Here is a 21,644-nt window from a genome sequence, read left to right as displayed (position 1 = left end):
TCGTCAAGAATGCAGGGAACCGTTGAGCATCAGTTCAGTGAGATGTGGGCCAGGTCGTCGTGCCACTCCGGTGGCAGGCGTTGCTGCTGGCCCAGGCCGACCAGGCGCTGGCGTTGCGCCGGGCTGAGCAGGTCGAAGTCGATGATGCGGGGCATCCCGGCGGACACCGTCCGCTCGGCGGCAAGCTGTTCGGCCAGCAGGTCGAGGGCCAATTGGTTGAGACTGACGTTGCGCCGTTGTGTCAGGCCGAGCAGGCGCCGCACATCGAGTCCCATGCCCAGCGCCTTCAACACCAGTTGATGGAAGGCTCGGTCGTCGTAGTGACGTGACGGATAGAAGGTGTCCAGGGCGAGAGCGGCAAACACCTGGCTGTTACTGGTGCGCCCGGCTTGCAAGGCAAGTTCTACGCATGCCCCCTGGCTGTCGAGCCAATCGAGGGCTTTCAAGAGCGCGATCTTTTCCTGGTCGTCGCCCCACAGGAACAACTGGCGGAGCAAGGGCGACTGCTCGGCGGCGCACTGTTGCTCCAGCACCTGGGCCAGCAGCAAAGCCCGGGTGAGCTGCACGGTGCTCCAGTCGGCCTTGCCGGGCAGTGCATGTTCCTTGAGATGACGCTTGCACTGGCTGCTCAACAGCGCCGTGGTCGTCGCGTCCGGGCGTTGGGCAAGCTGCTCCTGCGCCTGATTCCACCATTGTCGTGCGGCATCGTCGAGTTGCTGAGTGAGCAACTGGCGATGTTCAGCGAGGCAATCTTGACGCATTTCAAGGGCCGTCGATGCCGGCGCGGTAACGTCCGTGTTCATGTCGGTTTGATCCAGCGTTGGAAGTGTGGGAGCAGGAAAAACACCAGGACACAGGCCAGGCTGCCCAATGGCTGGTCAGCCACGGCCAGCACCAGGGCATCGAACAATGGAAGGGCCGCCAGACCGGCGCCGATAAACGCACGTACCTGCCGTTGCCGTGGGTTCGCCAGATGACGCCAGTAATTGCGGCCCAGCCATCCCAGCCAGAGCAGCATGACCGGCCAGAACCAGAGGCTATTGGAGTAGAACGCCAGCACCAACGGGCTTAGCATCAGCAGCAAGGGCAAGCGGCTGAGCAATTGATTACGGTGTTCCTGGCGGGCCAGATAGGTCAGGCCGCTGATGTAGACGCCGAGCAGAATCGCGCACAGCCAGATCGGCCCCGGCGGAATCGCCAGGCTGGCCGCCGCCGTGAGGTAGAGCGCCGAGCGGCAGGCGCCCATCAGCCAGACGCTGTGGGCGTACTTCTTGTGCAGTACGTTGTAGCCCAGGATGCAGCCCACCAGCAGGATGGCGCTGCCCAGCATCCAGTGCGGTTGATCAATCAACCGACTCAGCCCCAGCAGTGCCGCGGCAGCCAGCATCAGCAGCAATGCAGTAGCCCACCGCACCTGCTGGCGGCTGACCAGACCCAGGGTGATGGGGCGGGGGTTATGGTGTTGTTGGTCCCAGTCGGCGTCCAGCAGGTCATTCAACAACATGCCGGCCAGGTACAGCAGCGACAGGGCGGCCAGCAGCAGGAGCCACACCAGGGACGACGGCGGCGCCAGGGCTCCGGCGCTGCTGGCGAGCAGGGCGGCGGCCAGGGTGTTGGTCCACACCGTGGGCAGGTTGGAGACCCGGCCCAGGGTCATCCAGGTCTTGATATTCAGCGGTGCCTGGCTCATTGCGCGCAGCCTTCGCTAAGGGTAAGCGCCGGATCATCAAGGGCAGACAACCGCTGCAATGCCTGCTCCATTCGAGCGGCATCGATCTCGTGCAGGTCCAGGGATTCGCCGATCCGATTGAGCATGGGGATAGAGAGTTGCCCGCCCAAGTGCTGGCGGAACTCTTCCAGGCCGAGCAACACTCGCGAACGACCCTGTGCATCCTTGAGGTTCAATTCCGCGGGGTTGAGGCTGAAGCCGAGCTTGAGCAGCAGGCGCAGAATGCGCTCGCTGTCGGCATCGCTCAACAGTCCCAAGGTGTTGGCATACAGGCTGTCCAAGGCGATGCCTACCGCCACCGCTTCACCATGGCGCAGCCGGTGTTGGCTGAGATTTTCCAGCTTGTGCGCCGCCCAGTGGCCGTAGTCCAACGGGCGACCGTTGCCGCGCTCGAACGGGTCGCCGGCCCCGGTAATGTGCGCCAGGTGCAGCTCGGCGCAGCGGCGGATGGCATAGCGGCTGGCGGCATGATCGAAGCGGGCGAGGGCGTCGGCCTGTTGCTCCATCCATTGGAAAAAGGCCTGGTCCTTGATCAGCGCTACTTTCACCGCTTCGGCCAGTCCGGCGATCTGGTCGCGTCGGCTGAGGCTGATCAGCAGCTGGAAATCGTTGATCACCGCCGTGGCAGGGTAGAACGCGCCAAGGAGGTTCTTCTGGCCGAAGGCGTTGATGCCGTTCTTCACGCCGATGCCCGCGTCGTTCTGGGCCAGCACCGTGCTCGGAATGCGGATCAGGCGCATGCCGCGGTGGAAGGTGGCGCAGGCATAACCCACCGCATCCAGCACCGCACCACCGCCCAGGGCCAGCACATAGCAATGGCGGTCCAGGCCATGCAGCAGCATGTCGCTGTAGAGCTGCTGCAACACCTGGGAGTCCTTGCTCAGTTCGCCAGCCGGTACCGCAATCGGTGGCGCCTGCAGATGCAGGTCGACAGGGTAGGCGGCGAAATAGGCATCGATCTGTTCCCGCAACGATGGGACGCTATGCAGCAGTTGTTCATCGGCGAACACCAGGACCGTCACCGGACCTCGTTGTCGGGTGGTGAGTTGGCGGTGAAGGCAGGGATTGAGCGGGTCGAACAGATGATCGGTGAATATCACCGGGTAGTCGTAACTGACCTCGAAACGTCCGCGCAGGGGGTGTTCGGTGTCGCGATCGCGCAGGGTCTTGAACAGGCTGTAGCCGGCAATGAACAACCCGGGCAAGACCATGCTGGCGAGTAGGGTCACCAGCAATGCATTCTGCTCGACGAGAAAGCTGCCAATGGCGCTATAGGCCAGCGCCAGGCCGGCATTGGCCAGGACAATCACCGGCACGAACGCACGCAGGGGATAGCGTTGCATCCCGGCGGCCACCACCGAGGTTTCTGCCAACACCGGTACGCCCCGCAGGCAGATCAACGACAGCGTGCCCAACCGATACGCCAGTTGTCCCGGCTGCCGCTGATGCAGACCCAAGCGGCCGGACAGCAAGCGGAAATATCCGGCTCCCAAGGCATAGCCCAACCCGGCCCCCAGGCACAGCCCGAGGAAAATGACCAGGTAGCCACCGATGGAGCCAAGCATCGCCACGGCCAGCAGCGCGACCATGCTCGACGGCACCGGCAACACCACATCCAGTGCCAGCAGGGTGATCAGCAGCAGCGCCAGGTTGAGTTTCTGGGACGGCGTCGTAGGCAGGTACAGATTGAGATGGGTCAGGAAGTCCTGGATCTGCTGTTCGAACAGCAGGAAGCTGGCGATCACCAGGCCTGAGAAGCAGATCAGTGACAGCCAGAAAGGCGTGGCTGGACCTTTTTGTGAGAGTGCACGAAACCACCGGCTACGCTTCATCAAAGCATCCCTCTTTTATATTTTTGACTCGTTCCGTGTCAGTAATCTAAAAGCAGCGTCTGGCGGTTTTCAGGTCGATAGAGGCTCTCGTTTGAGGGGCTGGCCCAAGTGCGTTGGGTTGCGCTTGTGAAGACAGTTTTGAATCTAGACGGGCATTGTCTTTTTGCAAGGCGATTTGATGGCAAAGTGATTTTCCACCGACATGTGCCGCCGCCATCGCGGGCAAGCCTGGCTCCCACAGGGACCGGTGGCGTACGCAAATACCGCGCACACCCAAGTCCCAGGTGGGAGCGAGCCTGCTCGCGATAGCGATGGCTCATCCGACGGCGATGTCAGCAGTGTCGCTCCACTCAACCGTTCAGCAACGTCATCGTCCGGGCATCGTATCGCTCGCCCGCCACCGCCTGGTTGGCGCCGAAAATCTCATCCAGCTGGGCGAGTTCATCGGCACTCAAGACCACCTCGGCAGCCGCCACATTGCTCTCCAGGTATTTGCGCTGTTTGGTCCCTGGGATCGGGATGATGTGGTCGCCTTGAGCCAACACCCACGCCAGGGCCAGTTGTGAAGCACTGATGTGTTTGTCCACGGCCAGTGCCTTGACCTTGTCCACCAGCATCAGGTTTCGGTTGAAATTGTCTGCCTGGAAGCGCGGGCTGAAGCGGCGATAATCATCGGGGGCGAAGTCCTCCGGTGTTTTCAGTTCGCCGGTCAGAAAACCCCGACCCAACGGGCTGTAGGCAACAAACGCGATGCCCAGGCGACGGCAAGTCTCGAGCACCTCATTGTGTTCGGGCTCGCGTGACCACAACGAGTATTCGCTTTGCACCGCTGCCAGTGGATGCACTGCGTGCGCCCTTCGGATGGTGTCGGCGCTGGCCTCGGAAATACCGATCTGTCGGACCTTGCCGGCCTTGACCAGCTCGGCCATGGTCCCGATGGTGTCTTCAATCGGCACCTGAGGGTCGATGCGGTGTTGGTAATAGAGATCGATGTAATCGGTGTCCAGACGCTTGAGGCTGCCATCGACGGATTGCCTGACGTATTCGGGACGGCCATTGACACCTCGGGCATGGGGGTCGCTGCTGCGCACCAGGCCGAACTTGGTGGCCAGGTAGAGGCTGTCGCGCTTGCCTTTCAAGGCCCGACCGAGGAGTTCCTCATTGGTGTGGGGGCCATACATATCGGCAGTGTCGAACATCGTCACCCCCAGCTCCAGCGCTCGATGCAGCGTGGCAATCGACTCCCGTTCGTCGACGCCGGTGGTATAGAAATCCGACATGCCCATGCAGCCCAGACCGATGGCCGAAACGTGGGGACCTTGGTGGCCCAGTTGGCGGGTTTTCATGGTTTTGCTCCTGCAGATGAATGACACGCTCAGTTTCCGGTAAACGAATACATGGATAAATCTGCAAATGTTGGTTTAACTATTCGTAATTTCTGAATAATGAGGCGATCCAATGGACCGTTTACAGGCCATGAAGGTATTCAGGCGCATTGTCGAACTGGGCGGATTCGGCAAGGCCGCCGATGACCTTGAACTGCCCCGAGCCACCGTCAGCCTGCTGATTCAGCAGCTCGAAGCACACCTGGGCGTGCAACTGCTGCAGCGCACCACGCGACAGGTGCGCGCCACGCTCGATGGCGAAGCCTATTACCAGCGTTGCGGCCAACTGCTGGACGATCTCGATGACCTTGAGGGGTCACTGTCGGCCCAACGGAGCCAGCCGCGCGGCACCTTGCGGGTGGACATGCCCATCGCCTTCGGTTGCCACTGGATCCTGCCGCGTCTGGCGGATTTTTATCGGCGCTATCCGGCGCTGCAACTGGACATCGGCTTTCACGACCGGCAAGTGCATCTGCAGCGCGAAGGCGTGGATTGCGCAATCCGCGCCGGCAACATCACCGACCAAGCATTGGTGGCACGGCCCATCGTGCGGCTGCATCAGCTGACCTGCGCCAGCCCCGACTACCTGGCCCGCTGGGGCACGCCTCGACAATTGGAGGATCTGGCGACGCACCGCGCCATCAGCTTCGCGTCCGGCAATGGTCGATATTTCCCTTTCGAATTCGAGGTGGCAGGGCAGGTGCGCGAGTGGCAAATGCCGGGCGAGTTGACCGTCAACAATGCCGATGCCTACGTCAGCGCTTGCGGGGCGGGATTCGGCTTGATCCAGGTACCGCGTTACCACGTTCAGCGGCAGTTGGCCGAGGGACGCCTGGTTCAGGTCCTGAGCGAATACGTGGTGCCGCTTTGGCCGATTTCAGCGGTGTATCCACCCCATCGACAGCTGTCGCCACGGGTGCGGGTGTTCATCGACTGGGTGATTGAGGTGTTACACGGGGAGGCAGACAGGCGGGGAGAGTTGATGGTCAGAATCTAGTGCGGGCATGACGAGTCCGACGCTGACAGCTCCTGGCGCCACTACCGGAGTAGTTGCGCCAGGGCATGGCGGACTCGCTATTTCGCCGTCGGCATCACGAATTCGGCACCCTTGTCGATGCTTTCGGGCCAGCGCTGCATGATCGACTTCTGCTTGGTGTAGAAACGCACGCCTTCTTCGCCATACGCATGCATGTCGCCGAACAGGCTGCGCTTCCAGCCGCCGAAACCGTGCCACGCCATGGGCACCGGGATCGGGACGTTGATACCCACCATCCCGACCTGGATGCGCCGGCTGAACTCCCGTGCCACGTTGCCGTCGCGGGTGAAGCAGGCCACGCCGTTGCCGAATTCGTGGGCGTTGATCAGGTCGACGGCTTCCTTCAGATCGTTGACCCGCAGGCAACCCAATACGGGACCGAAGATCTCGTCCTTGTAGATGCTCATGTGCGGCGTGACGTGGTCGAAGAGCGTGCCGCCCAGCCAGAAACCCTCCTCGCACCCTTCGCCGGCTTCGGCGCCGCGGAAATCGCGACCGTCGACCAACATCTCGGCGCCTTCGGCAATGCCCTGTTCGATGTAGCCGGTGATGCGTTGGTGCGCCGCTTTCGACACGATCGGGCCCAGTTCGGCCGTCAGGTCCATGCCGTTGAGGATTTTCAGCGCCCGGGTGCGCTCCACCAGTTTCGGCATGACTTTGTCGGCGACATCACCGACAAACACTGCCACCGAGATCGCCATGCAACGTTCGCCGGCAGAGCCGAAAGCCGCGCCGATCAGCGCGTCGACCACCTGGTCGATGTCGGCGTCTGGCATCACCACCATGTGGTTTTTCGCGCCGCCCAGGGCTTGCACGCGCTTGCCCTGGCGCGCGCCGGTTTCGTAGATGTAGTTGGCGATCGGTGTCGAGCCGACAAAGCTCACGGCCTTGACTTCAGGGTGATCGAGCAGTGCATCGACCGCTTCCTTGTCGCCTTGCACGACGTTGAACACGCCGTCCGGCAATCCGGCTTCCTTGAACAGATCGGCGATGAACAACGACGGTGACGGATCGGTCGGGCTTGGCTTGAGCACGAAGGTATTGCCCGCCGCGATAGCCACCGGGAACATCCACATGGGCACCATCACCGGGAAGTTGAACGGCGTGATACCGGCCACGACGCCCAGCGGTTGGCGCAGGGTCCAGTTGTCCATTCCGGTGGACACTTGCTCGGTGAAATCGCCTTTCAACAGCTGCGGCATGCCACAGGCAAATTCGACGATATCGATACCCCGGGAGACTTCGCCCTGGGCATCGGTGAACACTTTGCCGTGCTCCGCCGTGATCAGCCGGGCGAGTTCGTCGCGGTGTTGGTTCAGCAACTCGAGAAACTTGAACATGACGCGGGCCCGCCGTATTGGCGGCGTGTCGGCCCACTTGGGAAATGCCTCGGCGGCCGACTGCACGGCAGCATTGACCTGATCGACACCGGCCAGGCCCGCACGGCCGGTGACCCTGCCAGTGGCTGGGTTGAACACGTCCTGCGAACGCCCGGAGGTATTCGGGACGTGGCGACCATGGATGTAGTGATCGATTGGGGAAACAGGGCCAGTCATGCAATCTCTCCGATGAGGGGGTAGGGGACCGTCGAGAGTGTAGGAAGGGTGCGCTGGCGCGCCTAGCCGTCTAAGATTGAACTCATTGTTCACATCGGCAAACAATCACCCTATGAAAAAGTCACCTCTCGACATTCCCTGGAACCAACTCCATTGGCTCACCGTGTTGTCGGAGCAGGGGAGTTTTACCGCGGCGGCACGCCGTCTGGGGGTCAGCAAGGCAGCGATGAGTCAGCACATCGCCGAGCTGGAACGGCAAGCCGGGATTGCCCTGGTGCAGCGGACCACGCGCAGCGTGCGCCTCACCGATGCCGGCCGTGGCCTGGTAGAGGAAACCCGCACGGCCTTCGGTGCAATCGCCCATAGTTTTGCCAGTGTCCAGGACCTTGCACAAACGCCTCGGGGATTGCTTCGGATCACGGCCCCTGTCGCATTGGCCCGGCAGCAATTGATGCCGAGGCTGGCGACCTTCTTTCAGGCCTATCCGGAGGTTCGCGTCGAGCTGTCCATGTTGAACAACATCAGCGCTCTGGCCACGGAAGGATTCGACCTCGCCATCCGCCATACACAGACTCCACCTGATACCCATGTTGCCTTGCCGCTTTGCCGAACACGCACGCTGCTGGTTGCCAGTCGCGAGTATCTGGAGCGTCGAGGAACACCTACGGAGCCCCACATGCTGGTGGATCAGGATTGTCTTTACTATCTGCGCCAGGGTCAGCCGGTCTGGCATTTCGTGCCAAGGAACGCGGCGCCCGATCACCCTCGTACGACGGTGCCGGTCGTCGGCGTTTTTTCCGCCAACAACAGCGAAGCGTTGCGCGAGGCGGCACTCTGCGGATTAGGCATCACCTTGCTGCCGGACTTCAGCGCACAAGCCGCTTTGCGTGACGGCACGCTCGTCGAGGTGATGCCCGACTGGGAGTCGACCGGGGCTTTTGCTTCCCACTTGTACGCTATTCGTCCTTACTCTGCCCATGTGCCACGGGCGGTGAGTGTGTTTACAGCCTGGCTGCGGGAGACGTTTGCAGAGGGTTTTGTGGCGGACTGATTATGTGTCGATGCAAAACACTTGTGGGAGCCGAGCTTGCTCGCGATAGCGGCGGATCAGTTGAAGGTTGTCAACTGACACACCGCTATCGCGAGCAAGCTCGGCTCCCACAGGTTGGGTCGGGTGCGTCAGAACAATTTGGTCAACAGCCAGTAGAGGCTACCCGACAGCAGAATCGCCGCCGGCAACGTCAATACCCAAGCCATCAGCAGGTTACGGATCGTGCGCATCTGCAAGCCCGAACCATTGGCGACCATGGTCCCGGCCACCCCCGAAGACAACACATGGGTGGTGGACACCGGCAAGCCGAACATGTCGGCAGCGCCGATGGTCAGCATCGCGACGGTTTCCGCCGAGGCGCCCTGGGCGTAGGTCAGGTGGCTCTTGCCAATCTTTTCGCCCACCGTCACCACGATCCGTTTCCAGCCCACCATGGTGCCCAAGCCCAAGGCGATGGCCACGGCGATCTTCACCCACAGCGGAATGAACCGTGTGGAATTGTCGATCTGCTGCTTGAACAATTGCAGCTTGCCGCTGGTGTCCGCATCGAATTTGGCGACTTTGTTCTTGTCCATCAGGCGGATGGTTTCGCTGGTCAGGTACATGTCGTTACGCACGTTACCCACGGCTTCGGCGGGCACCCTGGCCAACGAGCCGTAACCCTTGACCTGCGCCCCGATGGCGCCGGTGAGGGCGGCGAGGGCCGGCACCAATTGCGGCGAGGCTTCCTTGCTGCGCACGAAATCGGAGAGGACCGCCCGGGGATCTGCCGGTGCCGGTTGCGGTGCGCTTTTTACCAGGGCCTGCTGGGTGACTTCGGCCACGGCAGCGAACTGCAAGGCTTGATCGGCTGGCATGGTGCGGTTCAACGCATACGCCATCGGCAGAGTGCCCACCAGAATCAACATGATCAGCCCCATGCCTTTCTGGCCGTCGTTGGAGCCATGGGCAAACGACACGCCGGTGCAGGTGGCGATCAGCATGCCGCGAATCCACCACGGTGGCGGCTCATGGCCTTGCGGTGCCTTGTACAGAGCGCGGTTCTTGACGAAAGCTCGCAACGCCAGCAACAGCAACGCGGCACAGCCGAAACCCACCAGGGGCGAGAGCAACAGGGCGTAACCGACCTTGGCCGCCTGGGTCCAGTCCACCCCGCTGGTGCCGTCACGGCCGTGCATCAGGGCATTGGCCACGCCGACGCCGATGATCGAGCCGATCAAGGTGTGCGAGGAGGACGCCGGCAGGCCCAGCCACCAGGTGCCGAGGTTCCACAGGATCGCGGCGATCAGCAGGGCGAAGATCATCGCGAAACCAGCCGATGAACCGACTTGCAGAATCAACTCTACCGGCAACAGGGCGATGATGCCGAAGGCCACCGCGCCGCTGGACAACAGCACTCCGAGAAAATTGAAGAACCCCGACCAGGCCACCGCGAAATTCGGCGCCATGGAGTTCGTATAGATCACCGTCGCCACAGCGTTGGCGGTGTCGTGGAAACCGTTGACGAACTCGAAGCCCAGGGCAATCAGCAGCGCCACGCCCAGCAGCAGGAACGGCGTCCAGGTGGTCACCACGGTGCCGAATTCGCCCATGTCACGCACCAGGCTGTAGGCCGTGAACAGCAGCCCGCTGGCCAACACTGCGAAAAATACGATCAGGGTCAGCATGCTCGGCTTGCGGTTGAGCTGCGGTCTTGAGATGGGGCTTATGGAATCTGAGACGAAGGTCGGGGTGGTCATGATGACATCCGGTTCATGGAGGAAACGCCAGTTCCGGCGCTCTTTGCCGCTGCAACCAAGCGGCTTGTGGTGTGCGAGTACCAATGAAAATGCTATCCACAATTTGTTACGGGATAGAGACCAGCGTTAGCGAGTCGGCTGATTCAGGTATTCACAAAGCTCGCGTGCATCGCAACCTCCTGTGGGAGCGAGCCTGCTCGCGATAGCGGTGGGTCAGCTTGCATCGATGCTGGATGGACCTCCCTCATCGCGAGCAGGCTCGCTCCCACAGGTCTCGATGTGTTCGCCTGAGTTCCCCCGTGGGAGTGGGCTTGCTCGCGAAGGCGGTCTTCCTCTCAACCTTTGGTTTTCCGACGAAACCTCTCCCTTCTGGTAATTCAAAAGTTGACGTCAAAATGATGGCTCTTTACCATCGCGCCACTATTTTGATGGCACTTCTGCGCCCCCCGCAACGAGACCTGATCATGGACGACCGCCAATACGCCTTGCTGGCCCGCCAACCTTCTGCTGCCCTGCAAAACCGCGAACGGTTCTGCGGCATGCCCAAGCGCGGCCTGGCATTCCTGCTGGCCAACGTCATGTTCTGGCAGCCGATGTGGGCCCAGGCGGGCGGCATTGTCGTCAGTGGGTCGGGCACCAGCCTCGGCCAGGCGGGCAACGGCGTGCCCATCGTCAACATCGCCAAGCCCAACGGCAGCGGCCTGTCCCATAACCAGTTCAAGGACTACAACGTCGGCAGCAACGGCGTGATCCTCAACAACGCCACGTCGCGGACCCAGTCCACTCAACTGGGCGGGATCGTCCTCGGCAACCCGAACCTCAACGGCGCGGCCGCCACCACCATCCTCAACGAAGTCAACGGCGGCAGCCCGAGCCAGTTGCGCGGCTACACCGAAGTGGCGGGGCAGTCGGCCCACGTCATCGTCGCCAACCCCTACGGGATTACCTGCAACGGCTGCGGTTTCATCAACACCCCCCAGGCAACTTTGACCACCGGCAAACCGGTGGTGGAAAACGGCCAGTTGACGCGCTACCAGGTCGACCAGGGCAGCGTCACCGTCGAAGGTGCGGGCCTCAACGCGACCAACGTCGACCGCTTCGAAATCATCACCCGCAGCGCCAAGATCAACGCCGAGATCCAGGCCAGGAACCTGACCATCGTCGCCGGCCGCAACGATGTCGATGCCACCAGCCTCGATGCCACCGCCCGCGCTGACGACGGCAGCACCAAACCGCAACTCGCCATCGACTCCTCGGCCCTGGGAGGCATGTATGCCGGGGCGATCAAGTTGGTGGGCACCGAGGCCGGTGTCGGCGTGAAGCTGGACGGCAAGATGATCGCCAGCGGTGGAGACATCCAGCTCGACGCCAACGGTCATCTGAGCCTGGCCGACACCTCGGCCACCGGCGCGGTCAACGTCAAGGCCGCCAGCGCCGACGTGCAAGGCGCGGTCTACGCTGCCAGCGTCAACGTGCAAACCAGCGGCGCGCTGGACGTGCAGCAGAGCATTGCCGCCCGCGACCAGATCAGCTTGAGCAGCGGCGGGCAGTTGACCAACAACGGCGTCATCGAAGCCGGGGTCAATGCCGACATCACCCGTAACGTCACAGGCGATGTCAGCCTCACCGCGCAGAATCTCAACAACAGCGGCAAGAGCGTGATCGCCAGCCGCAACCTGACGACCCACGTCACGCAGACCCTGAACAACCAGGGCGGGACCTTGAGCGCCGGACAGGCCAGCACGGTCAAAGCCGGAACCCTGGACAACCAGAACACGGGCCGGGTACTGAGCAGCAAAACGCTGACCGTCACCGCCGACACCCTGCTCAACACCCAGGGCGTCGTCAGCAGCGATGGTCACCTCACGGTCAATGTCGGGCAGTTGAACAACCACGCCGGCCAGATCCAGTCCGCCCAAGACATGCAACTGACTGTCGAGGCCCTGGACAATAGCCAACAAGGCCTGCTGAGCAGTCAGGCCGGGCTGCGGGTGGATGGCGCGCAACTGAATAACGCGGCTGGCCTGCTCACTGCGGTGGGCCCGGTGCACCTGGAAACCAGCGAAGTCGATAACACTGGCGGGCGCATCTCCAGCAAGAGCGACCTCAGCGCAAACGTCGCCGAACTGACCAACCAGGGCGGCGAGCTGGTTGCCCAGGGCCCGTTGACCGTCAACGGCCAGGGCCTGGATAACCGCAACGGCGGCCTGGTCGGCGCGACAGGCGCGCTGACCCTCAACGTCGACGCCGTGGACAACCGTGGCGGGGAGATTTCCAGTTCGCTGGGGATCGACATCGACGGTCTGCGCCTGAACAACAGCGACAACGGCAAGGTCCTGGCCGGCACTGACCTGGGTCTGAAAGTCGCGGAAATCATCAACCAGACCAAGGGCCTTCTGTTCAGCACCGGCACCAGCACCGTCACCGGACAAAGCCTGGACAACAGCGGCGGCAGCCTCGTCGCCCGCCAAGGCCTGGATATTCGCCTCGACAACGCCCTGAGCAACGTCGCTGGCCTGATCAGCAGCGAAGGTACCCTGATCGCGAATGCCGGCAGCCTCACCAACACCCTGGGCAGCGTCTCCAGTGCCGGCGCCCTGGGACTCAAGCTCGACAATGCCTTGCTCAACCAGGGCGGCGAGCTCGTCACCGACGCCGGCCTCACCGTCAAAAGCGCCAGCCTCGACAACCGCAACAACGGCACCATCAGCGGCAAGCAAGCGGTGCTGGTCGAGACCGGTGCGTTCGACAACAGCCAGTCCGGCCGCCTGAGCAGCGCTACCAGCCTCGACCTGAGCACGCAGAAACTGACCAACCAGGACGGTGGCCGCATCGCCAGCAACGGCGCACTCACCGCCAGCGTCACCGGTCTTGACCAGCAGGGCGGCCAACTCTTCAGCAACACCGCCCTGACCCTGGACCTCAACCAGGGCCAGCTCAACAACCAGGGCGGCCTGATCAACGCACCGCTGCTGATGCTCAAGCACCTTAAGAGCGTCAACAACGACGGCGGCGAAATCTCCAGCGCCCAGGCGTTCACCCTGGCTGCGCAAAGCCTGAACAACGACAACGGCAAACTGCTGAGCAACCAGGCCCTGACCCTGCGCGTCGATAACGCCCTGACCAACCTCAAGGGCCTGATCGCCGCCGCGGCACTGGACGTCGAAGCCGCAAGCCTGAACAACAACGGCGGCACCCTGACCAGCCGCGCCAACCTCGACCTGGCCCTCAGCGGCCAGCTGGACAACCAGGGCAACGGGCTGATCAGCGCCGCCGATGCCTTGACCGTCACCACCAGCGGCCTGAACAACCAGCAAGGCTCGTTGCTCGGCAGTGCCATCGCCGTCGACTTCGGCGCCACCACCGGCGACCTCAACAACAGCGCGGGCCTCATCACCACCGCCGGTGTTCTCAGCCTCAAGCACCTGCGGGACCTGAACAACCAGAACGGCGAAATCTCCAGCAGCCAGAGCCTGGACCTGAACACCCGCGACCTGGACAACAGCGCCGGCCAACTCATCAGCAACGGCGTACTGACCCTGGGCGCCCGCGACGTCATCAACCAAGGTGGTTTGCTGTCCGGCTTCAAGGGCCTGGGCCTGACCGCTGCAAGCCTGGACAACCGCAACAGCGGCACCCTGTCGAGCCGCGACGAAGACCTCAGCGCCACCCTCAGCGGGGCGCTGCTCAACGGCAATGCCGGCGCACTGGTCGGCAAAAAACAACTGACCGTCAGCGCCGCCAGCCTGGACAACGGCGGTGGCATCCTCTCCAGCGGTGGCGACCAGACCCTGACCGTCAACGGCGGTCTGCTGAGCAACGCCCAGGGCGGCTTGATCGACAGCGGCAATGCCCTGGTCATCAACGCCATGACCCTCGGCAACGCCGGCGGCACCGTCAACGCCCAGAATGCCCTGAGCTTCACCGGCACCGCCCTGGACAACACCGGCGGCCAGATGATCGGCAACGCCGCCGTGACCCTCGACCTGCTCGGCGCCCTGACCAACACCAACGGCAAACTCGCCAGCGTCGGCCCGCTGCGGCTCGACCGCGCCACGCAGATCACCAACCAGGGCGGCCAGATCGCCAGCCAGGGCCTGCTGACCCTGCTCACCGCCGGCCTGGACAACCGCAACCGCGGCACCGTCGCCGCCAATGACCAACTCATCCTGACCAGCACCGGCACCGTGCAGAACGACGCCGATGGCCTGATCTACAGCCAGAACGGCGCCGTGCAGATCGACGCCGCCAGCCTCACCAATGGCAAGGGCACCGTGCAGAGCCAGGGCGCCATGACCCTGACCGTCACCAACGACCTCGACAACCAGAGCGGTCACCTCCAGGCCAAGACCGGCGACCTGATGGTCGTTGCCCGCAACCTGGACAACCGCGGCGGCGTGCTCGCTAGCCTGCAAGGGCTACTCACCACCCAACTGAGCGGCGTGCTGAAAAACGGCTACGACCTGAACAATAACCGCCAGGGCGGCATCACCCAAGCCCAGCGCCTGAACCTGATCGCCCTGGGCGGCCTCGACAACTACGGCGGACGCCTCTCGGCGCAGACCGGCGATGCCAGCGTCACCACCCGCAACTTCGACAACCGCAATGGCGGCCTGTATGCCAAGGGCAAGGTCAGCGTTATCGCCAACGATTTCGACAACAGCGGCGACAACGACGGGCAGATTGCCGGTAGCCAGATCGATCTGGATCTGACCGGGGCGTTGAACAACCGGTTGGGCATTATCGAGAGTGACAGCACCCTGGCGATCAAGGCGGCGAGCCTGGATAACCAGACGGGGCAGTTGCGGGCGTTGGGGGTCGGGGGCAAGACCAACTTCCAGATCGGCGGGCTGTTCGACAACCGCAACGGCATCTTGGAAACCGCCAACGCTGATCTGAGCCTGGGTGTTGGCAGTCTGCTCAATACGGGCGGCAGCGTCCTGCATATCGGCAGCGGCAATTTCGGCATTGCTACCAACAACGTCATCAATGCGGGCGGCAGCTTTGTCACCCGTGGTGCGATGACGCTCAACGCAGACAGCTGGACCAACAGCAGCGTACTGCAAGCCGGTACGTTGAATATCAACGTCAATGACTTTACCCAGACCGCGAGTGGGCAATTGCTGGCTTCCAGCAGCCTGATCGGCACGGGCGGCAATTGGACCAATGACGGTGTGATCGCCAGCGATGGTGGCCAGGACTTGCAACTCACGGGTAGATACAGCGGCAATGGCCGGATCACCAGCCTGGGTGACATGACGGTGGATGCCGCTGCGATCGACTTGAGCAATGCGGCAAGTATTACCGGTGGTGGAGCCACGACGATTGGTGGGCGCGGTGGCCTGGGTAGCCTGAACAATAACGGGCGGCTTACATCGGCCGGCGCGTTGAACATCGATGCTGGCACCGTCAATAACTACGGAACCATCGCCGGCGCGGATGGATTGAAACTGACGGCTTCTACATTGCTGAACGATCAAGGTGGTTTTTTGTTCAGCGGTGCGGATATGAAATTGCGGGTGGGGAGTTTGACCAACCGCAAGTCCGATGTTTATGCACTGGGTGATATTGATATCGCGCTGAATGACCAAGGTGGGCGCTCGGCGTTGATGGAAAATGATTCAGGCACGATGGAGAGTGGTCGGGATTTTTCTATTAATGCGGATTCGATTATTAATAAGAGAGGGGATTTTAAAGCTGAGGTGGAGATCTCCTCGTCTGCCCTGGGAGTTCGTTGTTATAGCTGCGATTCCATTCCAAGTAGCTGGAGCGTACGGCAGCCATCTTTGTATTTGGTCTACCAACAGCAGTATCGGACATTCATTTCTGGAGATGCTACAGCTAAAGCGGCCTCATTGAGTGCGGGAGAGAACCTAGCCATAAAAGGTAGCTCTTTCTTGAATTCGAATTCGTCTATTACGGCCAGTGGTAACATCGCAGTGGTAGTGAGCGATTTTGAGAATTCAGGCGTCGCATTGGGAGATTATACTAGTTATCAATATTTTGCCGATAATAATATTGCTCTGAGCGAAATGAGAGAAATCGTAAGGTTTAATACTTACAATGACTCGGATTATGATAAAAACTTGCGCTTTTGGAATGGTGCGGGAGTTGAGTCTAAAGTATATTCTGATGTCCTGCTCGCTGGTTCGAAAAATCCAGACAAGGAAACTTATCAAGTTATAGGTCCGTTGGTATACTTGCTCGCATCAGCTTGGAATGCCTCCTCGGCAATTGTATTTGAATCATCAAAGTATTCGACAGGGGTTCGCGCTGAGCTGCCAGCCTTTATAAAAAACCTCAGCCCATTCAAACAGGACGTATTTTCTTCAACCTCATCAGACAATTTTGTTCCCGCCATCATCCAAGCCGGTGGCAACGTCTCCATCACCGCAACAAACAAAATCTCCAACGGTGTCGAGCGACCATTCTCTGCCGGCATCTCGGCTTCACCCCGTACCGCCACCACCACCGCGTCAGGATCAGGCAAAACCACCGTCATCACCCTCAACAGCCAACTCCCACCGGACCTGGCCCAGCAACAAATAAACCCCCTGACACTCCCGGGTTTCACTCTTCCGACCGGCCAAAATGGCCTGTTCCGGTTGAGCGAGCAGGGAGCTGGCGACACGTCATCCCAGGCTCCGAACGCGGCCCAGAACTGGACCATCGGCAGCGCCAGCATCACCCCGGTCCAGAGTCAGCATGCACTGCCCACCGGCCAGGCAAGCACCTTCGACACCAGTACTTCTGACGCCACAGGTGCGGGTACCTTGCCCGCCCGTACCACCGATTTCACGCTCAACCGCGTCCAAGGTCTGCCCACCCGCACCGTGGCGGCCAACCCACACAAATACCTCATCGAAACCAACCCGGCGCTCACCGAGCTCAAGTCATTCATGAGTTCGGATTACCTGCTGCAGAACCTCGGCTACGACCCGGACCAAAGCGCCAAGCGCCTGGGCGACGGGCTGTTCGAGCAGCGTTTGATCCAGCAAGCGGTCGCCGCCCGTACCGGCCAGCGCTTCATCGACGGCCAGACCTCCGACGACGCGATGTTCAAGTACCTGATGAACAACGCGATCGCCAGCAAGGACGCCCTCAACCTGTCAATGGGCGTGACCCTCACCGCACAGCAAGTCGCTGCGCTGACCCATGACATCGTCTGGCTCGAAGAGCACGAAGTGAACGGGGAGAAAGTCCTGGTACCGGTGCTGTACCTCGCCCAGGCCAACAACCGCCTGGCACCTGATGGCGCGTTGATTGCCGGTCAGAACGTTACCTTGATTGCCGGCAAAGACCTGGAGAACGCCGGCACGCTACGGGCCACTCAAAACCTGTCCGCGACCGCTGGCCAGAACATCGCCAACCGCGGGCTGATCGAAGCAGGCAATCGTCTCGACATGCTGGCGGGCAATGACATCGTCAATAAATCCGGCGGAATCATCGCCGGCCGCGACATCAGCATGAATGCGGTCACAGGGGATGTGACCAACGAGCGCACCATGACCACCGCAACGGTCAGCAACAGAGGTTACAACCAGCGACAGGACTACGCAGACAATGCCGCACGTATAGAGGCTGCCAACGACCTGACCATGGGGATCGGCCAGGACCTCAACAACATTGGCGGCGTCATGGTCAGCGGTCGTGACACCCGGATCGATGCTGGTCGGGACGCCAATATTGTCTCGGCGCAACAGCAGAGCTCCTATTCCGGTGGCAGGCGCAGAAGCTCTATCACCCAGCTTGGGTCTGATGTGGACGCCGGGCGCGATGTCATCGTGAACGCCGGGCAGGATTTCAACGCTGTCGCCAGCAAGATCAACGCTGATCGTAATGTTGCGCTGGATGCGGTGGGGAACATGACTGTCTCCTCCGGGGCCAACGAAAGCCACTCCTATTACAAGTCGAAGAAGGTTACGGCTCAGGAAGACCACGTCAAACAGGTCGGTAGCACGATCAGCGCCGGTGGTGATGTGGCGATGAGTGCTGGGAAGGACATGGCCCTTGTCTCGAGTCAGGTCAGTGCGGGTGATGAAGCTTATCTGGTGGCGGGTGAGCATCTTGGTGTGCTGGCTGCGCAGAACAGTGATTACTCGCTGTACGACAAAAAGAAGAAGGGCAGTTGGGGGAAAAAGCAGACCAAGCATGATGAGGTCACCAAGGTCACTAACGTGGGCAGTCAGATCACCACGGGTGGAGATCTGACGCTGGTGAGTGGAGATGACCAGCGTTACCAGGCCGCCAGGTTGGAGAGTGGTAATGACCTGATGTTGCAGAGCGGTGGGGCGATTGCTTTTGAGGGTGTGAAAGATCTGAGCCAGGAAAGTCACACGAAAAGCAACACCAGCCTCACCTGGAACTCGATGAAAGGTAAAGGCCACACTGACGAAACCTTGATCCAAAGCCAACTGGTGGCTCAAGGAAACTTAGTCATTAAAGCTGTCGATGGCTTGAACATCGACATCAAGAATATCAACCAGAAAACAGTTAGCCAGACCATTGATGCCATGGTCAAAGCGGATCCGAAGTTGGCTTGGCTCAAGGAAGCTGAGCAGCGTGGTGACGTGGATTGGAGGTTGGTGAAAGAAACTCATGAGTCCTTCAAGTACAGCAGTTCGAGCCTTGGGCAAGGCGCGATGCTGGCGATCATTATTATCGTTACCGTTCTGACGGCCGGTGCCGCGAGTGCGGCGGTGGGAAGCGCAGCCACAGCGACGGCCGGTTCAGGTACTGCCATGGCAGCGGCTGGTACTGCATCCGCCTCGGCGGTGGCCAGTGGAGCTGCAGTAGGTTCAACGGTAGCGGCAGGGTGGGGCAACATCGCGCTTACTTCCGTTATCACGTCAGCCGCTAGCGGTGCAGCGATCAGCACGATCAACAACAAGGGTAATCTTGGTGCGGTTGTTAAAGATGTGACGTCTAGCGATAGCCTTAAAAATTATGCCGTTGCAGGTGTCAGTGGAGGGCTTGGAGGCGCAAACATAGGTGCGCGTCTGGCGGCAAATGCGGCTCTGAAGACAGTTGTCAATGGTGGGAAGTTTAAGGACAACCTAGGTCAAGCCGCCGTTGGGTTGGCCGCCGACATGTTGGCTGGTGCGATCTACTCACGAGTGGGGGATAGCTTGGTAGGTAGCGGTTTCCCTACCAAAGTAGCGGTGCATGCAATTGTTGGGGGATTGATTGGAGAAGCGGCGGGTGGGGACTTCCGCACGGCCGCTCTTGCAGCAGGTGCTAACGAAGCTTTCGTAAACTTGATAGGAGAGAAAGTTTTTCCCGGCCCTGTACACGACCAAGTGTTGGCGATGACCTCACAATTATTGGGTATGACTATCGCAGCAGCAGCAGGAGGTAACGATAAAGATCAAGAGGTTGCTGGCTGGATAACGGCTCTAGCTACTGCAAATAACTATTTAGGTCACGTCGAAGTCGAGAAACTAGAAGGCGAATTGATAGGCTGTCGCTACAACTCTGATCCAGCAGCTTGTCGAGTAAGTGTAAAAAATAAATTTCAGGTTATTAGTGACAGTAAAACGGGCTCGTCACTCTATGATTGTAAAAAAGGTGGTGAGGTAACATGTGCAAATCAACTGGCGGACGCTGAGTCTGGCTCCGCTTCTTTGGATTGGTTGCTTGGGACCGCGAAATTAAGTTCTGAAGAGCGGGAAATCATTGAGCATTTCCAAGATATAAATCACGCAGATGAGCGTGTGGCCTATGATCCTTGGAAACAATCGTTTTGGCAGGAGTCCGGTGCCGCAGGTGGTGTACTGGGTGGGGTGTCGGGAGGGATAGGTGCAGCAGATAGGGCCGCAGCAGCCTATGCTTATGCGGAAGCAAAGCTTTCAGTTGAGCTGATAAACTCCACCACGCAGCCATTCAAGGCTGGACAAATTATTTCCAATGGAGGTCGGGCGGTAACAAAGCATCCTGAGTATTTTGGTTTTGAAAATACGGAAGCATTGCGAAAGGTATACAGGAGCGACGCTCAATTGAACGAGCTTGCAGAAAATTCAATCAGAGATATTCTGCGCGGCGGTGTCAAAACCACGGGCATGAGCGGTAGGTATCCAGACGGATGGATGACATATACGTTACCTAACGGCAAGGCGGCGAGTTGGGGACTGGACGGGAAATTTATTGGTTTTCGCGGAGTAAATTAATGGAACAGCTTGAGTTTGAAAAAGTAGGTGATATAAATAGTTGCTTTCCTTATTTGTGTGTTTATTTTAAGGGTGAAAAGGAATCATTTATGGAGGTTGGGATATCGGCGGCGGGTGCAATCGAGTTTATTTTTTACCCTAATAAGAAAAAGGTTGTGCTAAATATTTCGCAGTGGAATGAGATATCTGCTCGTGCTCAGACTTTTCTTGAGGCTGAATTGCAGAATAAAGAATTCGAATGATTGAAAAATAAGAGGGAAATAAGGGGCAGATTTGGAGAAAAGGGGACACCCATTAACCGGTCTCAAGTCAAGGCTAAAAGCCAACTCGCCCTGCAGCCTTTTGCAAAAAAAGGGGACAGATTCTGAGAAAATAAAAAAAGGGGACAGATTTATTTTTTTAATCCTCTGCTACTCTGAGAGCTTCCACGGATGGAGGATTCAGATATGCCCAGAATGGGACGTATTGTGTTACCGAATTACCCGCACCATGTCGTACAGCGCGGCCATAACCGCCAGGTGGTATTTGCGGTGGCTGAGGATTATCAGCGCTATCTCGCGGATCTGCGGGAGCTAAAGGATGCATTCGGCGTGAAGGTCTACGCCTATTGCCTGATGACGAATCATGTCCATCTATTGCTAGCTCCGGGGGAGTCGATCACTGGGCTAGGGCTGTTAATGAAAGCCCTAGCGGCGCGTGCGACACGCTATCGCAATCGATTGGAGGGGCGTTCAGGTACCCTATGGGAAAGCCGTTACAAGTCCAGTGTGGTGCAGTCGGATGCCTACTTGCTTGCCTGTTGTCGTTACATTGAATTGAATCCTGTACGTGCTCGTATGGTTGCTGATGTCGCAGACTATCCGTGGTCGAGCTATCGAAGCCGGACGGGTGATGAGCCTGATAGCTGCTGGTTGGATGCTGATCCATGCTTCGCTGCTTTGGGTGATACCGCGATGGAGCGGCGTCATCGGTACGAGGCGTTTGTACGGCAAGCGATTCCGGCTGATCAGATTCAATTGATCCGCGATGCTTTGCAGCGGGGTCAGCTGACGGGTACAAGTCGATTCGTCGATGAGGTAGAGCGGATCGTTGGAGTGCGGGTAGAACAGCGAGGGCAGGGCCGCCCAAGGACAGCGTCGGGAAAATAAAT

General features: G+C 59.9%; 11 protein-coding genes. 5 read left to right on the top strand and 6 right to left on the bottom strand.

Annotated elements, in window-relative coordinates:
* Positions 1-29: 29 nt before the first annotated feature.
* The 4 genes from AD665_RS19905 to AD665_RS19890 all read right to left on the bottom strand — a co-directional run bounded on the left by AD665_RS19905 (position 30) and on the right by AD665_RS19890 (position 4,907).
* Positions 30-803: an EboA domain-containing protein gene (locus AD665_RS19905; RefSeq protein WP_053193301.1), complete on the bottom strand. Its 774-nt coding sequence runs from the start codon at positions 801-803 to the stop codon at positions 30-32.
* Positions 800-1,690 (bottom strand): UbiA family prenyltransferase, encoded by an 891-nt coding sequence (locus tag AD665_RS19900; RefSeq protein WP_024781154.1) that lies wholly within the window; start codon positions 1,688-1,690, stop codon positions 800-802. The genes AD665_RS19905 and AD665_RS19900 overlap by 4 nt, the downstream gene beginning before the upstream one ends.
* Positions 1,687-3,561 carry a 3-dehydroquinate synthase gene (locus tag AD665_RS19895; RefSeq protein WP_024781153.1) on the bottom strand — a complete coding sequence of 625 codons (1,875 nt, stop codon included), beginning with the start codon at positions 3,559-3,561 and terminating at the stop codon, positions 1,687-1,689. The genes AD665_RS19900 and AD665_RS19895 overlap by 4 nt, the downstream gene beginning before the upstream one ends.
* A 350-nt stretch (positions 3,562-3,911) precedes the next feature.
* Complete coding sequence (locus tag AD665_RS19890) at positions 3,912-4,907, bottom strand: aldo/keto reductase (RefSeq protein ID WP_053193299.1); 996 nt, start codon at positions 4,905-4,907, stop codon at positions 3,912-3,914.
* A 112-nt stretch (positions 4,908-5,019) separates the two neighbouring features.
* Here AD665_RS19890 and AD665_RS19885 point away from each other — a divergent pair, with 112 nt between their 5' ends.
* On the top strand, positions 5,020-5,943 hold the full coding sequence (locus AD665_RS19885; RefSeq protein ID WP_053193297.1) for a LysR family transcriptional regulator: 924 nt from the start codon (positions 5,020-5,022) through the stop codon (positions 5,941-5,943).
* A gap of 77 nt (positions 5,944-6,020) precedes the next feature.
* On the opposite strand, the gene AD665_RS19880 is transcribed toward AD665_RS19885, so the two are convergent.
* Complete coding sequence (locus AD665_RS19880) at positions 6,021-7,538, bottom strand: CoA-acylating methylmalonate-semialdehyde dehydrogenase (protein ID WP_053193295.1); 1,518 nt, start codon at positions 7,536-7,538, stop codon at positions 6,021-6,023.
* 112 nt (positions 7,539-7,650) lie between these two features.
* On the opposite strand from AD665_RS19880, the gene AD665_RS19875 reads away from it, so the two are divergent.
* Positions 7,651-8,589, top strand: coding sequence for a LysR family transcriptional regulator (locus AD665_RS19875; protein ID WP_024781453.1), 939 nt, complete (start codon positions 7,651-7,653; stop codon positions 8,587-8,589).
* A 128-nt stretch (positions 8,590-8,717) separates the two neighbouring features.
* Here AD665_RS19875 and AD665_RS19870 read toward each other — a convergent pair whose 3' ends face one another.
* Complete coding sequence (locus tag AD665_RS19870; protein ID WP_053193406.1) at positions 8,718-10,328, bottom strand: inorganic phosphate transporter; 1,611 nt, start codon at positions 10,326-10,328, stop codon at positions 8,718-8,720.
* 464 nt (positions 10,329-10,792) lie between these two features.
* Here AD665_RS19870 and AD665_RS19865 point away from each other — a divergent pair, with 464 nt between their 5' ends.
* From AD665_RS19865 to AD665_RS19860, 3 genes are all read left to right on the top strand, one after another.
* Complete coding sequence (locus tag AD665_RS19865; RefSeq protein WP_053193291.1) at positions 10,793-20,494, top strand: two-partner secretion domain-containing protein; 9,702 nt, start codon at positions 10,793-10,795, stop codon at positions 20,492-20,494.
* The gene (locus AD665_RS27435) at positions 20,494-20,736 is read left to right on the top strand and encodes a hypothetical protein (RefSeq protein WP_081357979.1); all 243 of its coding nucleotides are present in this window, start codon (positions 20,494-20,496) and stop codon (positions 20,734-20,736) included. The genes AD665_RS19865 and AD665_RS27435 overlap by 1 nt, the downstream gene beginning before the upstream one ends.
* Before the next feature lie 204 nt (positions 20,737-20,940).
* Positions 20,941-21,642, top strand: coding sequence for a transposase (locus tag AD665_RS19860; protein ID WP_053193289.1), 702 nt, complete (start codon positions 20,941-20,943; stop codon positions 21,640-21,642).
* Positions 21,643-21,644: the final 2 nt, after the last annotated feature.

Source organism: Pseudomonas corrugata (assembly GCF_001269905.1).
GTDB lineage: Bacteria > Pseudomonadota > Gammaproteobacteria > Pseudomonadales > Pseudomonadaceae > Aquipseudomonas > Aquipseudomonas corrugata.
The sequence above is the reverse complement of the archived record's forward strand: the minus strand, read 5'-3'. Positions and strand labels throughout refer to the sequence as shown.

What these genes read in the sequence shown, in the direction of transcription:
- AD665_RS19885 (WP_053193297.1), top strand. Translation starts at nt 5,020, where the DNA reads ATGGACCGTTTACAGGCCATGAAGGTATTCAGGCGCATTGTCGAACTG.
- AD665_RS19865 (WP_053193291.1), top strand. Translation starts at nt 10,793, where the DNA reads ATGGACGACCGCCAATACGCCTTGCTGGCCCGCCAACCTTCTGCTGCC.
- AD665_RS19860 (WP_053193289.1), top strand. Translation starts at nt 20,941, where the DNA reads ATGCCCAGAATGGGACGTATTGTGTTACCGAATTACCCGCACCATGTC.
- AD665_RS19880 (WP_053193295.1), bottom strand. Translation starts at nt 7,538, where the DNA reads ATGACTGGCCCTGTTTCCCCAATCGATCACTACATCCATGGTCGCCAC.
- AD665_RS19890 (WP_053193299.1), bottom strand. Translation starts at nt 4,907, where the DNA reads ATGAAAACCCGCCAACTGGGCCACCAAGGTCCCCACGTTTCGGCCATC.
- AD665_RS19875 (WP_024781453.1), top strand. Translation starts at nt 7,651, where the DNA reads ATGAAAAAGTCACCTCTCGACATTCCCTGGAACCAACTCCATTGGCTC.
- AD665_RS27435 (WP_081357979.1), top strand. Translation starts at nt 20,494, where the DNA reads ATGGAACAGCTTGAGTTTGAAAAAGTAGGTGATATAAATAGTTGCTTT.
- AD665_RS19900 (WP_024781154.1), bottom strand. Translation starts at nt 1,690, where the DNA reads ATGAGCCAGGCACCGCTGAATATCAAGACCTGGATGACCCTGGGCCGG.
- AD665_RS19905 (WP_053193301.1), bottom strand. Translation starts at nt 803, where the DNA reads ATGAACACGGACGTTACCGCGCCGGCATCGACGGCCCTTGAAATGCGT.
- AD665_RS19870 (WP_053193406.1), bottom strand. Translation starts at nt 10,328, where the DNA reads ATGACCACCCCGACCTTCGTCTCAGATTCCATAAGCCCCATCTCAAGA.
- AD665_RS19895 (WP_024781153.1), bottom strand. Translation starts at nt 3,561, where the DNA reads ATGAAGCGTAGCCGGTGGTTTCGTGCACTCTCACAAAAAGGTCCAGCC.